Origin of the sequence: Corynebacterium ammoniagenes DSM 20306 (assembly GCF_001941425.1) — a bacterium.
Classification (GTDB): Bacteria; Actinomycetota; Actinomycetes; order Mycobacteriales; family Mycobacteriaceae; genus Corynebacterium; species Corynebacterium ammoniagenes.
Genome location: NZ_CP009244.1, coordinates 886535 through 900863, shown reverse-complemented (window position 1 = coordinate 900863; position 14329 = coordinate 886535). Strand labels below are relative to the sequence as shown.

Sequence of the window (14329 nt, the reverse complement as noted above, 5' to 3'; positions counted from 1 at the left end):
GAATAGCTAGCATTCAACTGTTAATCGTTTATCCCAGGAACCCAGAAAATTCGGCAGAGGCGCGCGCGATGCGCTCGAGGCGGGATTCGGTCATGGACGCGATTTGGTCGATGATCACGCGCTGACGCTCGGCGGGGGTGTTGGCTTGTTCCCACCACATGCGAAACATCGGGTCCAAGGTGCCCGGCGCGCCGGCGGTGAGATAGTCAAAGACGCGGAAGACGCGTTCGCGCTGGCGGTCCTGGCGGCGCACATGCACGGGGGTATCCATCACGTATAACACGGCGATGGTCTTAAGTAATCGGACTTCGGCCTCGGCGGCCGGTGGAATGACCAGTTGCCCGTGTTGGCGGCCAAGGGTCTCCCCCGTTTCTTTGGTGGCGGCAATGGTTGCGCCCACGTAGCGGCCGACTAGCTCCGAGGTCATCTTCTTTAAGTGCACGTAGCTGCCGAGTGTGTAATCAAAGCGGTGGTGCGGGACGATGGGTAGTTGGCGAAGGGAATCGGCGGCATCGAGAAGCTCTTCTGCCGTGCCGCCAAAGGCGTGCGCGCCTTTTTCTGCCAGGTTGGCTAATTCCACCAGGTCCCACAGCACGTTTAAGGAAATGCGCCCGGAGACAATGCCGTCTTCAACATCGTGGACGGAATAGGCAATGTCATCGGACCAGTCCATGGCTTGGGCTTCCATGGAGGGACGGTCATCCACGTGTCCTTCGCGCAGCCAGGATAAAATGTGCGCGTCTTCGTCATAGGCGCCGTATTTGCGGTTGGTGGAGCCATCGGCGTTGGTTTTGGCCTGCGGGTATTTACAGGCGGCATCGAGTGCAGCACGCGTGAGGTTCAGGCCAACGGAGTTGCCCTCATTATCGATGACTTTGGGCTCGAGCCGGGTTAGAATGCGCAGGGTCTGCGCATTGCCTTCAAAACCGCCGCAGTCGGTGGCTACTTCATTAAGCGCGTTTTCACCGTTGTGGCCATAGGGAGGGTGGCCGATATCGTGGGTCAGTCCGGCCATCTCACACAGGTCGGCATCAAGGCCTAAGCCGGCGCCAATGCCGCGGGCAATTTGGGCTACTTCCAAAGAGTGTGTCAGGCGTGTACGCGGGGTATCACCGTCGTGTGGGCCCACCACCTGGGTTTTATCCGCGAGCCGGCGCAGGGCTGCCGAGTGCAGCACGCGGGCGCGGTCGCGGGAAAAAGCACCGCGCTGATCGGCTTCGGAGGTGGTAAAAGTAGAGCCTTTGGCAGACTCATTAAACATCCGGTCGGTATCAGCAGCGTCGTAGGAATACATTGGTCTTTATTCTAGGCCGTTATTCCTGCTCGTGGGGTTATTTTGCAATAGCCCGTGGCGGGTTTTAAACCGGGGCCGGATAAGTCCTTCGACTTTATACAGCTGCCAGCGGATCTTTTGCGCGAATGCTTTGCCGAAAATGCCTTGTAAAACCACGATGACCAGCCCGCCGGCTTCATGCAGCATCCCGCCCCACCACTCGCGCTGAGGGAAAGAATACGGGCAATCACGTGCGCCTTTGACTTGTGCTTTCCAGCCCAACTGCCGGGCAATGAGTTTAACGCGCAGGGTGTGCAGGGGGTCGGTGATGATGGTCGAGGGGGCATCGACAAGCTCTTGATGCGTCTTTATTGCTGCCTCTAAGGAGCCTTGGGTGTCATTGCCTTCTGGCACGGCATGCACCTGGTGGCTTTCTACCCCGCGGTCTAGAAGGTAGGTGCGCGCGACGCCGGCTTCGGTAAACCTATCGCCGGGCATATTGGCGCCTAAAGTGACAAAGTGGATGTCTGCGCCCGGGTGCTTTTTCGCGGTGGCCAAGGTCTCATTGAGCCGCGCGGTGAGCACGCGTGACGGGCGCCCATCGTATTGGCTGGCGCCTAAGACCACAATTGCCATGTCCATGGGTATGTAGCCTACGTGTATTTGCCCACGCGTATCTAGATTTCGCACGGTAGGATTGGCGGATATGAATAAGCGAGCGCGTATTGGCCATGTCCTGTGTACCGGTTTATTTGCCACGGCCCTAGGTGGTGTCATGGCCGCTCCGGCCTTGGCGGCGGATACGGCATGGGTAGCGCAAGCACCGACGGCTATTTCGGAGCGGGTGACCGATACCGCGGATGTGCTGAGCTCAGCGGAAGAATCTGAGTTAAATGACAAGATTGCCCAGCTGCAGCAAGAGGAGCAGCTAATGGTGCACATTGTCTTTACGGATGATTTAGCGGGCATGGACGCGGAAGGTTATGCCCAGTCCATCGTGGCGGAAAAAGGGCCGAACTCTGCAGCCTATGTTGTAGATGTCCAAGGCCGGCAGATGGGCGTGCAAACCGGTGAGCAATGGCCGCAGGGCAAGCTCGATGAGATGTATGACGCCGCCTATCCACACTTGGCCGAAGATGATTGGGCGGGCTCTGCTAATGCGCTTGTCGATGCCGCCTTGGGCACCGGTGGCAACAGCGGCGCTTGGTTGGCAGGGGCTGGTGGTGTTGCCGTGGTTGCCGGCGGCGGCATTTGGGCTTATACCCGCAGCCGTTCCAAGAAGGAGTCTGCTGCAGTACTAGAAGATGCCCGCGAGATTGAGCCGACTGATATTCGTCGCCTCAACTCCTTGGATTTGGATACCTTGGATTCCCTGGCGAATGAAGAGCTAGTCAGCACCGATGAATCTATTCGCCGCGGCAAGGAAGAATTAGATATTGCCACCGCGGAATTTGGCCCGGAGCGCACGCGTGCGTTTACCCGCGCGATGAATCATTCCACCTCCACGTTGCAAAAAGCGTTTAATATCCGTCAGCGTTTGGATGATTCCATTCCCGAGACTCCAGAGCAGCGCCGCGAGATGCTGGTAGAGATTGTCTCCTCCTGTGGCCAAGCCGATGATGCCTTGGATGCGCAAGCTGCCGAGTTTGCCGAGATGCGCAACTTGTTGATCAATGCCTCCACCAAGCTGGATGAGCTGACCCAGCGCACCATTGACGTCCGTGCGCGCTTGCCCAAGGCCGAGCAGACCTTAGAGCAATTGCATGCGGAATTTAATGAGGAGATGCTGCAGTCTATCTCCGATAACGCCGACTTAGCCGCGGCAGCGCTCGATGAGGCAGAGAAATCCCTCGAGGCCGCGCGTGAGGTCGCAGCCCGTCCCGCCGGTGAACAAGGTCCTGTGGTTGGCTATATCCGCGATGCCGAGCATGCGATTGAAGTCTCCGACCGCAACCTGACCGGCGTGGAAAATGCGCGTAGCAATATCTCCGATGCCCAGGCGACCCTGCCCGCGCTTATCGATGAGGTCGAAGGCGAAATCCAAGAAGCCGGCCAGCTGAAAAACCAGGGCCGCTCCCAGGGCACCGATGCCGATTGGCAGGCCCTTGATTCCGTGGTCACCCGCGCGCAGCAAGCCGTGGAAGTCGCCAAGGCTGAAGGTTCCCAAGACCCGCTGGGTCAGCACACCGCGCTGATTACCATTGATACGGAATTAGATGAACAGCTCGATACCGTGCGTGAGCAAACCTCCACGCATGCGCGTCAGCTGGAGCAGTTTGCTAAGCAGATTCAGGCGGCCTCCACCCAGATTCAAGCAGCCGAGGATGTCATCTCTTCCCGTGGCCGCATCGTCGGCTCTGGTGCGCGTACTGCGCTTGCTGATGCCAAGCATCTGCACGCCCAGGCGCTGAACTCCCGCGACCGCAATATCCGCGCGGCGATTGATTATGCCCGCCAAGCCACCAATGCCGCCAAGATTGCCGCAGACCGTGCGCGCGATGATTACAACAACCACCGCCGTCAGCAACAGCGCCGACAAACCGGCAACATGGCCGGCAACCTGATTACCGGCATGGTCATCGGCCAAGTCCTCGGTGGTGGCGGACACCGCGGCGGAGGCGGCTTTGGCGGGGGCTTCGGAGGAGGCGGCGGCTTTGGTGGCGGCGGTGGCGGTGGCTTCCGCGGTGGTTCTTTCTAGCGGCTGTGCTAGATGCGGATATTAGCCTGCAGCCCCGGCCCGTCTAATAAGACGCAGCCATAAGATAAGAAGATGGCGTCGAAGAAAGGTACTTCTTCGGCGCCTTCTGACGCTCCCGTCACGGTCACGCTGCCATCACCGCGCGGGCGGGTGCGCAGCACTGCCCCACGGTTATTAGAAATGACGCGCTCGCGGCGAAAGGGATTAACCCGCTGCAATTTATAATCCTCGTGATCGCATACTGCGGTGAGGCTATTGACGGTAAAAGACGTCTGCCCCATGGTGTACAGCGAGCCCTTGGACGAGGTTGCACGCAGACGAAAACGCGGCGCCCCAATATTGTGCTCAATGAGCAGATTGTGGCGTGCCACAGAAATTACATCCGCGCGAACGTGCGCTAAAACTTGGTCACTGGAGTCTTTAAGAATGTTGTCTTTCCAACGCCAGACTTCCCCACTGAGATCGATGGGAGTGTTAAAAATTCCTGCTTTATCGGCCACAACTGCATAGCTTAAAGCAGGAATGCCACGACCGCGACCGCAGAGGCAAGCACCAAGGTCGCAATCATGGCGACGGATGATTTCTTGAGTCGATTTTCCAAGATTAACCGCGCGAACCAGGACAAAGCTGCGATTTCCTCGGTGGACAGCTCGATGTCCTCGCCGTGCATAAATTCCAGGTTGGTGGTGCGCACGCCGTTGTTGCGACCGCTAAATTGCGCAATGAAATTCTCATGCACATCATCGATGATCCAGTCATTGGATTGCTCATTGATGATGGTAAACGTGCGCCCATCTAAAGAGACATCGAGCTTTTTATCTTTGTTGAGATCACCGGAGATGCGAAAGACGCGATCATCGGAGGTCGTGGCGGAAGCCCCCAGCTTCATATCCACGCTCAAGCGCCAAAAGTCACCATCGATATCTGCCGAGCCGGAGGTAAATGTACCGAGAGTTTCCGGACCATCTTCTTCTAACAGTTTCAGATTGTCGCGGTCACTTCTATCCCAGCTGGTGTATTTCATGGTTATAGAGTCTAATGCGGTGACTACCATAATGGGTAGTCACCGCATGAAAACCAGCTCAATATTGAGCTAAGTCATAGCCTTGGGGCTATTTTTAGCAGCCTGCGAGGCGTGCAGCCAAGTAGGTTTCGAGCTCATCAATCTTGACGCGCTCCTGCTCCATGGAATCGCGCTCACGCACGGTTACTGCGTTGTCCTCGAGAGAATCGAAGTCATAGGTCACGCAGAAGGGCGTACCAATCTCATCCTGGCGGCGGTAGCGACGGCCAATAGCACCGGAAACATCGAAGTCGATATTCCACAGGCCACGCAGCTTATCTGCTACTTCCTTCGCCGGAGTCGACAGCTCTTCCTTCTTCGACAGTGGAAGAACGGCAACCTTGACTGGGGACAGACGACGGTCCAGCTTGAGCACTACGCGGGTATCGGTTCCACCCTTGGAGTTAGGAACCTCTTCCTCGGTGTAGGCATCAACCAAAAACGCCATCATCGAACGGCCCAAGCCGGCAGCTGGCTCAATGGTGTACGGAGTCCAACGCTCATCGGTGGTCTGGTCAAAGTAGGACAGATCCTCACCGGAGTGCTCAGAGTGCACGCGCAAGTCATAGTCCGTACGGTTGGCCACACCTTCGAGCTCGCCCCACTTGGAACCTGCGAAACCGAAGGCGTATTCCACATCTACGGTGCGCTTGGAGTAGTGCGAGAGCTTTTCCTGTGGGTGCTCGTACAGACGCAGGTTGTCTGGGTTCACACCCAGATCGACGTACCACTGCAAGCGGTTATCAATCCAGTACTGGTGCCACTGCTCATCCTCGCCTGGCTTGACGAAGAATTCCATCTCCATCTGCTCAAACTCACGAGTACGGAAGATGAAGTTACCCGGGGTGATCTCATTGCGGAAAGACTTACCAATATTGGCAATGCCAAATGGGGGCTTCATGCGCGCCGAGGTCATCACGTTTTTGAAGTTTACGAAGATACCCTGTGCCGTTTCCGGACGCAGGTAGTGCAAACCTTCTTCATCATCGACTGGGCCCAAGAAGGTCTTCAACAAACCAGAAAACGCCTTAGGCTCCGACCACTTACCTGGCTGGCCGGTTTCCGGATCATTAATATCTGCCAGGCCATTTGCTGGTGGATGGCCATGCTTTTCTTCATAGGCCTCCAGCAAGTGGTCTGCGCGGTACCGCTTGTGGGTGTGCAGCGACTCCACCAATGGGTCGGTGAAGACTTCAACGTGACCGGAAGAAATCCAGGTCTGGGTTGGCTGAATGATGGAAGTATCAATACCAACGACGTCATCACGGGACTGGACCATGTGACGCCACCACTGGCGCTTGATGTTTTCCTTGAGCTCTACGCCAAGTGGACCGTAGTCCCAGGCTGAGCGGGAACCGCCGTAGATTTCGCCGGCTTGGTAGACAAGGCCACGACGCTTACAAAGATTTACGACGGAATCGATCACTGACGCCATAATAAATAAGACTCCTCTGGTAGGGGACAGCCAATGGTTCTAGCGTTGCCATTCTATCTTGCGAAAGAAATTCCTGCGCCATCGGGTAGATCCGGCCGTGGATCTCGCACCTGTATGTCACAACAACAAAATTGATAGACTCACAGCATGACCGTTCATTCCACAAGCTCACACACCCCTAAGCTTGGCATGCGCACTACCAAACAGCGCACCGCGGTTGTTGAAGTCATGCAGGAAATTGACCGCTTTCTCTCCGCCAAAGAAATCCATACTGCACTTCAAGAACGCAATGCCAAGGTAGGGCTGACCACCGTCTACCGCACCCTGCAATCTCTAGTTGATATCGACGCCGTCGATGCCCTGCACTCCCCGACCGGCGAGGTGCTATACCGCCACTGCGAGACCGAATCTCACCACCACCACTTGCTGTGCACCAATTGCGGCCGCACCGAAGAAATCGATGGCGGACCTATTGAAAAGTGGGCCCAGCAAGTTGCCGATACCTATGGTTTCCAACTCACTGGCCACGACGCCGAAATCTTTGGCGTGTGCGAAAAATGCCAAGCTAAAAGCTAGGCAAATAACAACCCGAGCAGGTAGGTAATACCGGCAGCGCCTAAGCCGATGGCCAGCTGGCGCAGCGCACGGAATAGTGGTGGCTTGCCCGAAATCAAACCGGTGATTCCACCGGTGACCATCAGCGCGAGCGATACCAGCACGATGGCCACGACCGCACCTGGTCCTACATCCATGGCGAAAATGAACGGAATAATCGGAATCAGCGCGCCGGTGGCGAAGAAGCAGAAGCTCGATAGCGCCGCGGACCAGGCTTCGCCGATGACTCCGTGGGAGTTATCTTCTTCCGCGGCCAGTATTTCTTTGTGGTTGACCGGCTGGGGTTCTGCTGGCCCCGCGCGATGTTGCAGCGCTTGGAATACGGTCTGGGCTTTGTCTTCGGCTTCTTCATGGTTCATGCCGCGGGCCCGATAAATCAGCGCGAGCTCATTCGCATCGACATCCAGCTCCCCCGCTAACTGCGTGGCTGGTGCGGCAGGACGCGATGCTTCCAGCAACTCATTTTGAGATTTCACCGAGACGTATTCACCGGCGGCCATCGACAGCGCACCGGCTAAAAGGCCAGAGACACCTGTTAATAGCAACGTCGATGACGGAGCACCAGAGCCCATCACACCGATAACCAGCGCGAGGTTAGAGACCAAGCCATCGTTGGCGCCGAATACGGCAGCGCGGAAGTTGCCGGAGATTTTCTCCCGGCCTTGAATTGCAAGCCCGCGAACGACTTCGGCGTGCACGCGTTCATCGGCAGCTAATTGCTCACTGGCATCCTCATCATCCATATACGGCGTGCGGCTTTCCGCCGACTGCATCAATGCGAGCGTGAACACCGAGCCGAAGCTTTTCGCCATCCAGCCCAAAAATTGCGTATTGAGATCGGGTTTTTGCGGCATGCCGACGTACTCACCGAGCTTTTCTTGCCAGTACTGTTCGTGGCGTGACTCGGCATCGGCAAGCTTAAGCAAAATCTCGCGCTCTTCGCCCTTCTTCTTACGGGCCAGTTCGCGATAGACGGCAGCCTCGGCGCGCTCATTCGCCAAATACTTCCGCCACCGAGCAATCTGCTGGCGGGTGGGCTGTTCCATCGTGTTCATCTATAACGCGCTTTCCTGTAGTATCCGGAAATTATTAGGCTGCCAAGTGTCTACTCAACCCCCGCGATCGCAACCTTGGCAGGTGCATCCCGGGGGCTTGTGTACTGGTGAGTACGAGCTACTTAGCTCCTCCGAAGCGACGATCTCGGCGCGCGTATTCTTCTACCGCGGCGAAGAGATCTTCCGGAGTGAAATCAGGAAATAGCTTATCTTGATAAACCAATTCTGCATAGGCCGATTGCCACAACAAGAAGTTCGACGTGCGCTTTTCCCCCGAGGGACGCAGGAATAAATCTACGTCAGGCATACCGGGGTCATAGAGATAGTTCGCAATTGTCTTTTCAGTCACGGTCGATGGATTTAAGGTGCCGGCCTTGACGTCTTCGCCCATCTTGCGGAAGGCATCAGCTAATTCGGCACGACCGCCGTAGTTGACACACATGACCAAGGTCATCTTGGTGTTATTTTCCGTCAGCTTTTCGGCTGCTTCTAATTCTCTAATTACCGAGCGCCACAGGCGTGGACGGCGCCCCGCCCACACCACGCGCACTCCGCGCTCATTAAGCCATTCGCGTTGGCGGCGAAGCACATCGCGGTTAAAGCCCATGAGGAAGCGAACCTCATCTGGCGAGCGCCGCCAATTTTCCGTGGAAAAGGCATAGGCGGATAGGTATGGAACCCCTAGTGCTAGGCAGGCCTCGACGACATCGAGAAGCACTGCTTCGCCGCGCTTGTGGCCTTCGGTGCGCTTCATGCCTCGTTCTTTGGCCCACCGGCCATTGCCATCCATGACCACTGCGATATGGCCTGGCAAGAACTCTGCCGGGATCTGTGGTGGAGTAAGAACGCGGTTGGGATCTGGGGTAATCACGATTTATTACCTTACTTCAATTGCTGATCCATCACGGACAAGGCGTTGACTTTTCGCTCCAAATGCCACTGCAAGAGCGCGCGGATTAGTTGGTGTGCTTCGCCGGCTTGTGCCACCGTGGCCTCAGCTTTGTGTCCGTGGGCAATCAGCCACATGATGTGCAGGGTTTCGGTATCTACTTCCGCTGCGCCTGGCGGGCGGCATTTGCCGCACGCTGCTCCGCCGATGGCTGGGTGGAAAGCATGGTGGGGTCCAGGTGCGCCGCATTGTGCGCAATTGAAAAGGCTTGGTGCCCACCCGGCATGCGCCATGGCTTTGAGCAAAAAGGCATCTAGCTCCAGCATGGGTTGTTCGCTGCCTTGCAAGGTGCTCAAGGTTGCCACGACTAATTCGTACAAGAATGGATCATGGTCCAAGCTCAGCCGTTCTGCGGCTTCCAACATCACGCAAGCGGCGGTGTATTTGTCATAGTCATCAATGATCTGCGCACCGAAGTAGTCCACGGTATCTGCCTGGGTGATGGTGGCCAGGTTGCGACCGGAATATAACTGCACGTCGAGGTTGACGAACAGCTGTAGCCGCGAGCCGAAGCGCGATTTCGCGCGACGCACGCCTTTTGCCACCGCACGGACTAAGCCATGGTTTTTGGTCAGCAGCACGATGACGCGGTCAGCCTCACCAAAGTCATAGCTGCGGATGACCACCGCGCGGTCGCGAAAAGTGGGTCTAGAAGCCAAGGCGCCCCAATGACTTCGGGTCAGATTGCCAGTTCTTTAAGACCTTGATGCGCAGATCCAAAAAGACGTTCTGGCCGAGCAGCTGAATGATTTCCTTGCGGGCATTGCTGACGATGCGCCGTAGACGACGCCCGTCTTTGCCTTCCAGGATCTTCTTTTGTCCGGGGCGCTCTACATAGATGATCGCATGGACATCGAGTACTCCCTCACGCTCTGCCGATGGGAAGATCTCATCGACCTCGACTGCCACAGAGTGCGGCAATTCATCCTTGAGTCCGGACAGTGCTGCTTCGCGGATCAGCTCGGAGATGCGCTTATTATTGTCATCATCGGTGAGGTGATCATCCGGGTAGAATTTCGGCCCTTCCGGCAGGGCTTCAATAAAGACGCCGATGAGTTCATCGATCTGCACATTCTCCGCGGCGGAGACCGGAATGACCACGGCATCAGGGTCTTCAGCTGAGAGCAGCTCATGCAGGGCGAGCAGCTGCGCGCCCACCTGGTCTTTGGATGCGCGATCTAGCTTGGTCACGATGCCAATGATCGGAGTCTTCGGCGCAATCTCACGCACATTGTCCAAGATCCAGCGATCGCCGGGGCCAATTTTTTCATCGGCCGGGATGGTCAGCCCAATGACATCAACGTCTTGGTAGGTTTCTTTGACGATCTCATTGAGCCGCTCACCCAAAAGGGTGCGCGGGCGGTGCAGACCCGGGGTATCCACGACAATGATTTGGGCATCTTCGCGGTGGACCAAGCCACGAATGGGGTGACGCGTGGTCTCCGGCTGGTCTGCGGTAATCGCAATCTTTTCACCCACCAGCGCATTAGTCAGCGTGGACTTGCCGGTATTCGGACGTCCTACGAAGCTAACGAAACCGGACCGGAAACCGGCAGGGGTATTTGTATAGTGGCTAACGTCGGCGATGGCCTCGGCGTTTGCGCCACCGATAGCCGCCTCAAATGGATCTTCTGGTGAGTTATTCATTGACCTGCATCTTAGTCCGCGATGAGCTAATCCCCTACTTTTGGCGCGATCAGCCTGATGGAAAATTTAGACCAGCTGTAACAATCGTCTGATTTCGGGTTCATTTTGTACCCGCACATCAATTTCTTTGGCAAAAGCCCAGTCTGAGGTTTGCCCCAATGCCTCGCTGACCTCATCCATGGTCATCTCTGGTTCAAAGACGTCAAAAGGTTCGGTAACCAAAATGCAGGCCAGCTTGAGCGGGTCTTTAATAAGCACCGGCACGGCGAGATATTCGTGATCTTCCGTACAGTGCCATTCGATATGCTCGCTGAGTTCTTCTACCGTGGTATTCCACAGCGCTGGCAGCACCGGCACCTTCGGGGTCCACTCACGGTCACCTAAAAATACGTGCCGGAAGTCCTCTTCGTGAATGCGGGCGTGGAACTCGCTGGCGGTCATCAGGCGCAGGCGTGCTTCAATCCGGTACTCCATCGTGTTCTTCGCCATGAGTAAACCTTCCTGAACGCCACTAGTAGCACTAAAGTAAGTAGACCCTAAATTGTCTATTCCTTGATGATACGAGCCTTTCCCGAATTTTTACACCCCTGGGGTAAATCTTCCTAGCAATTATGCGGAGTATCCGTATGATTGCGGCGTTCTTCACGCATGCGTGCAACTTCTGCCGCTGCTTCTTGGACGATGGATTCATCATCCATTTCTTCAACATTCCGGGCTCGAACGGAACCCGATGCAGAGCGAAAAGCCGCTAACGCTAGCTCCTGGTCGCTTAACCCCTCAGCATCGACCTGCAATTCTTTCAGGTACGCGCGGAGTTCCTCACGCGCTTGTTCCCTGTTTGTAGGCATGGTCTCCACCTCATCTCAGATTCGTCAGGGCATTAGAAATTCATAATGCTAGTCGCTGTGGCCATTTCCAAAAGCTCGTTGGATTCTGGCGTAGGCACCAAGGTCCCACAGGGCTGACTCCAGTTCTTCCTCGTCACCCCAATTTATATCTACGTGTAACTCAATGTCCTCGAGTGAGGGGATCTCTTTGAGCGACAGTAGTTCTAAGCCAACTAAGCAGTCGTCTTCGTCGAGATCCGCAATCACGTCTTCATTGATGACAACTTGGTACTCAATCTCATTGTCATTGAGCTCGATATAAGCCACGTCCGTATCTTCAGGCAGTGTTTGTTGTATTTTCATGTGTCTCTCCCCCGTTGTGTTGTGGTCGATTCTTCCATAGGAATCAAGGTGTGGCTGGAAATGCTCACCAGGGTTGGCACATACAAAAATGACTCTACGCAGTCCCTTTTTATGGTGGGTCTACGTGGAGCTTTAAGGTTAAGGCTTATGCCTTGGGTTTAACTTTTAATGGACTGTAGGTCATCAGGGCTGAGGGATGCATCGTTAAGCTGATGCGTACCGGAATATGGCTCAACTTTGCCTAGGCGCAGGCGTGCATAGTGCTCTTGTTCTTCCTGATGGTCGATGCCGAGTGCGCGACGTGGAACATCCTGAAGCAGCAGCGCAGCGATACACGACAATGCCGACATGACGATGATGTACACCGCAATTCCATTGGTCGAACCAGTCGCTTCTAGCAGACCCTGTCCGATGGTTGGGGCGAATGCGCCACCGATAACCGTGCCGATGCCATATGAAATGGAAACGCCAGAGAAGCGAATATTTGCGGGGAAAAGCTCGGTGTACCACGCGGCCTGCGGGCCGAAGGAGAAACCCAATCCGACTGCGAAAAGGCTCAGGCCCGCGCTGACTAATAGCGGTTGTGCGGTATTGACCAAGGCGAACATGGGAAAGGCAAAGACGATCAACCAGATATAGCCGAACAGGTAGGTTCTGCGACGTCCGAAGTAGTCAGAGACGATGCCGCTGATGAGCGTGGTCAGGAACCACACGCTGGCTGCGGAACTGATGCACAGCATTGCTGTGGTGCGGTCAAAAGCAATGGGGCCTTCTGGGTTCGTTGTGTACGCGGTGACAAAGCCGCCGGTTGCGATGTAACCCGAAGCGTTGGTGCCGGCAAAAAGGACTGCTGCGGCCGCAATGAGTGCCCAGTGCTTCTTAAACAAGACTGCCACTGGTGCCTTGGTCTGCTGCTTGCGTTGTGCGATGTCCTGGTAAATCGGGGTTTCATCCACTGAACGGCGAATGAAGTGACCGAGCAGAACAAGAACGAAGCTTAGGATAAACGGTACGCGCCAGCCCCACTCCAAGAAGGCATCACCAGGTGAAATCACACCGGTCATCAGGGCGAAGACACCGGTGGCCAGCAGCATGCCTAAGGAAACGCCCATCTGCGGGTAAGTCCCGGCCAGACCACGCTTGTTTGGTGCGGCGTGCTCAACAGCCATGAGTGCGGCACCGCCCCACTCACCACCGGCACACAGACCCTGGATAAGACGAAGCACCAGCAACGCGATCGGTGCTGCAATGCCAATTTGTGCGTAGGTAGGCAGCAAACCAATCAACGTGGTGCACACACCCATGCCAATTAGGGTTGCTACGAGCACTGCACGGCGACCAAAGCGGTCACCCCAGTGCCCGGCCAAGAATGCACCGAGTGGGCGGAAGAGGAAGCTAATACCAATCGTCGCCAGGGACAACATCATGCCGAATTCCGAACCGAGTGGCTCAAACATCAGCGTGGAAAAGACCATGCCCGCTGCCTGAGCGTAGATAAAGAAGTCGTAGTACTCGATTGTGGTTCCGGCAATCGTCGCAAAAGCTACGCGACGATCCTTCGCCCGGGTATTAGCGGCCATGAGGTTCTCCAATTACTAGCCTGCGTCTGAATATAGAAAGGCTCTGGGCAACACAGATTGTGCTGCTCAGATGCTCATCGATATTCAAGCACAGCAATCTAAGAATCTTGTCCCCGTTTTTGCTCTGGCTCGTGGCAAAAACTTTTCGGAGGTAGTGGGTAAACCCCAACCAATTGAGATACATAGCGCTTGCCGAGCACGAATGGGCAAAATGCGCCCGACTGCGGCTTCGACTAAAAATTAATGGTAATACCATTAACGGTGAATATTAATCATCCGAAATAGACCGCTTTGTATAGAAGTGAGGATCTCTCCCAGTCACAACAGGACGCACAAAGACTCCGCTGACACCTCTTGCGTGAAGCGTCAGCGGAGTCTTTTCTGGTGTGGTTTTTCTGGTGATGACGGGTTCGCTTTCCCGCCGAGGGCTGTGCCGAATGAACGGAAGAGGAAACCAATATCCAACGATGACAACCGATGGCGGGAGGACACGCTTCTCCCCCATGGACGAAAAAGTCGTAACGACTAAGCCAGCGGTTTGGGCGTAATTGAAGCCGCGCATCCAGGCTTGTATTGACCACGTCATTGACGTCATGCCGCTTTAGCTACCAGGCGGCTGGGTCATTGACGTAAAAGAGCAACGCTGCTACGGCAAAAAGAGCAGTGGGCAGCGATAATAGCGCTACTACTTCTGCCCAGCGCGGTTTCTCCTCGCCGGTAAAAAGCACTATGGCAGAGCCAATGCCTGCGCACGGCGACAGCAGAATGACAGAAAGAGCAATCGGGATAAGCAGCATGCCTGTTCCTCTTGCCTCGCTGAACTA

16 protein-coding genes are annotated in these 14329 nt (G+C 55.7%); 2 read left to right on the top strand and 14 right to left on the bottom strand.

The features are described from left to right. Positions 1-28 precede the first annotated feature (28 nt). Positions 29-1294: a deoxyguanosinetriphosphate triphosphohydrolase gene (locus CAMM_RS04235; RefSeq protein WP_003849270.1), complete on the bottom strand. Its 1266-nt coding sequence runs from the start codon at positions 1292-1294 to the stop codon at positions 29-31. Between the two features lie 6 nt (positions 1295-1300). Continuing rightward, the gene (locus CAMM_RS04230) at positions 1301-1915 is read right to left on the bottom strand and encodes a YdcF family protein (RefSeq protein ID WP_003849272.1); all 615 of its coding nucleotides are present in this window, start codon (positions 1913-1915) and stop codon (positions 1301-1303) included. A gap of 64 nt (positions 1916-1979) precedes the next feature. Here CAMM_RS04230 and CAMM_RS04225 point away from each other — a divergent pair, with 64 nt between their 5' ends. Further along, positions 1980-3971 (top strand): TPM domain-containing protein, encoded by a 1992-nt coding sequence (locus tag CAMM_RS04225; protein WP_003849274.1) that lies wholly within the window; start codon positions 1980-1982, stop codon positions 3969-3971. An 8-nt stretch (positions 3972-3979) separates the two neighbouring features. Here the strand turns inward: CAMM_RS04225 and CAMM_RS04220 are convergent, their stop codons facing one another. The 3 genes from CAMM_RS04220 to CAMM_RS04210 form a co-directional block, all read right to left on the bottom strand. Further along, the gene (locus tag CAMM_RS04220; RefSeq protein WP_003849276.1) at positions 3980-4471 is read right to left on the bottom strand and encodes a hypothetical protein; all 492 of its coding nucleotides are present in this window, start codon (positions 4469-4471) and stop codon (positions 3980-3982) included. Positions 4472-4482: 11 nt separating this feature from the next. Then, positions 4483-4995: a hypothetical protein gene (locus tag CAMM_RS04215; RefSeq protein WP_040356310.1), complete on the bottom strand. Its 513-nt coding sequence runs from the start codon at positions 4993-4995 to the stop codon at positions 4483-4485. A gap of 94 nt (positions 4996-5089) precedes the next feature. Next, on the bottom strand, positions 5090-6469 hold the full coding sequence (locus CAMM_RS04210) for a glycine--tRNA ligase (RefSeq protein WP_003849279.1): 1380 nt from the start codon (positions 6467-6469) through the stop codon (positions 5090-5092). Positions 6470-6616: 147 nt separating this feature from the next. On the opposite strand from CAMM_RS04210, the gene CAMM_RS04205 reads away from it, so the two are divergent. Next, on the top strand, positions 6617-7045 hold the full coding sequence (locus tag CAMM_RS04205) for a Fur family transcriptional regulator (RefSeq protein ID WP_040356313.1): 429 nt from the start codon (positions 6617-6619) through the stop codon (positions 7043-7045). On the opposite strand, the gene CAMM_RS04200 is transcribed toward CAMM_RS04205, so the two are convergent. The 9 genes from CAMM_RS04200 to CAMM_RS04160 all read right to left on the bottom strand — a co-directional run bounded on the left by CAMM_RS04200 (position 7042) and on the right by CAMM_RS04160 (position 14302). Further along, entirely contained in the window at positions 7042-8139 is a 1098-nt protein-coding gene (locus tag CAMM_RS04200; RefSeq protein ID WP_003849282.1) for a VIT1/CCC1 transporter family protein, read from the bottom strand. The genes CAMM_RS04205 and CAMM_RS04200 overlap by 4 nt on opposite strands. 118 nt (positions 8140-8257) lie before the next feature. Next, on the bottom strand, positions 8258-9010 hold the full coding sequence (locus CAMM_RS04195) for an isoprenyl transferase (RefSeq protein WP_075761520.1): 753 nt from the start codon (positions 9008-9010) through the stop codon (positions 8258-8260). A gap of 11 nt (positions 9011-9021) precedes the next feature. Further along, entirely contained in the window at positions 9022-9747 is a 726-nt protein-coding gene (gene recO, locus CAMM_RS04190; RefSeq protein ID WP_040356317.1) for a DNA repair protein RecO, read from the bottom strand. Next, positions 9737-10735 carry a GTPase Era gene (gene era, locus CAMM_RS04185; RefSeq protein WP_003849289.1) on the bottom strand — a complete coding sequence of 333 codons (999 nt, stop codon included), beginning with the start codon at positions 10733-10735 and terminating at the stop codon, positions 9737-9739. The genes recO and era overlap by 11 nt, the downstream gene beginning before the upstream one ends. 66 nt (positions 10736-10801) lie before the next feature. Beyond that, positions 10802-11224 carry a hypothetical protein gene (locus CAMM_RS04180; RefSeq protein WP_003849292.1) on the bottom strand — a complete coding sequence of 141 codons (423 nt, stop codon included), beginning with the start codon at positions 11222-11224 and terminating at the stop codon, positions 10802-10804. Positions 11225-11337: 113 nt separating this feature from the next. Continuing rightward, positions 11338-11583: a hypothetical protein gene (locus tag CAMM_RS04175; RefSeq protein ID WP_003849294.1), complete on the bottom strand. Its 246-nt coding sequence runs from the start codon at positions 11581-11583 to the stop codon at positions 11338-11340. A 48-nt stretch (positions 11584-11631) separates the two neighbouring features. Continuing rightward, positions 11632-11925 (bottom strand): DUF2283 domain-containing protein, encoded by a 294-nt coding sequence (locus CAMM_RS04170; protein ID WP_003849296.1) that lies wholly within the window; start codon positions 11923-11925, stop codon positions 11632-11634. Between the two features lie 158 nt (positions 11926-12083). Continuing rightward, entirely contained in the window at positions 12084-13505 is a 1422-nt protein-coding gene (locus tag CAMM_RS04165; protein ID WP_003849299.1) for an MFS transporter, read from the bottom strand. A gap of 605 nt (positions 13506-14110) precedes the next feature. Then, positions 14111-14302, bottom strand: a complete 192-nt coding sequence (locus tag CAMM_RS04160) for a hypothetical protein (protein ID WP_003849302.1) — start codon at positions 14300-14302, stop codon at positions 14111-14113. Positions 14303-14329 lie beyond the last annotated feature (27 nt).

Coding starts and splice junctions, on each gene's coding strand:
- CAMM_RS04235 (WP_003849270.1), bottom strand. CDS start 1,294: ATGTATTCCTACGACGCTGCTGATACCGACCGGATGTTTAATGAGTCT.
- CAMM_RS04230 (WP_003849272.1), bottom strand. CDS start 1,915: ATGGACATGGCAATTGTGGTCTTAGGCGCCAGCCAATACGATGGGCGC.
- CAMM_RS04225 (WP_003849274.1), top strand. CDS start 1,980: ATGAATAAGCGAGCGCGTATTGGCCATGTCCTGTGTACCGGTTTATTT.
- CAMM_RS04215 (WP_040356310.1), bottom strand. CDS start 4,995: ATGAAATACACCAGCTGGGATAGAAGTGACCGCGACAATCTGAAACTG.
- CAMM_RS04210 (WP_003849279.1), bottom strand. CDS start 6,469: ATGGCGTCAGTGATCGATTCCGTCGTAAATCTTTGTAAGCGTCGTGGC.
- CAMM_RS04205 (WP_040356313.1), top strand. CDS start 6,617: ATGACCGTTCATTCCACAAGCTCACACACCCCTAAGCTTGGCATGCGC.
- CAMM_RS04200 (WP_003849282.1), bottom strand. CDS start 8,139: ATGAACACGATGGAACAGCCCACCCGCCAGCAGATTGCTCGGTGGCGG.
- era (WP_003849289.1), bottom strand. CDS start 10,735: ATGAATAACTCACCAGAAGATCCATTTGAGGCGGCTATCGGTGGCGCA.
- CAMM_RS04180 (WP_003849292.1), bottom strand. CDS start 11,224: ATGGCGAAGAACACGATGGAGTACCGGATTGAAGCACGCCTGCGCCTG.
- CAMM_RS04175 (WP_003849294.1), bottom strand. CDS start 11,583: ATGCCTACAAACAGGGAACAAGCGCGTGAGGAACTCCGCGCGTACCTG.
- CAMM_RS04170 (WP_003849296.1), bottom strand. CDS start 11,925: ATGAAAATACAACAAACACTGCCTGAAGATACGGACGTGGCTTATATC.
- CAMM_RS04165 (WP_003849299.1), bottom strand. CDS start 13,505: ATGGCCGCTAATACCCGGGCGAAGGATCGTCGCGTAGCTTTTGCGACG.
- CAMM_RS04160 (WP_003849302.1), bottom strand. CDS start 14,302: ATGCTGCTTATCCCGATTGCTCTTTCTGTCATTCTGCTGTCGCCGTGC.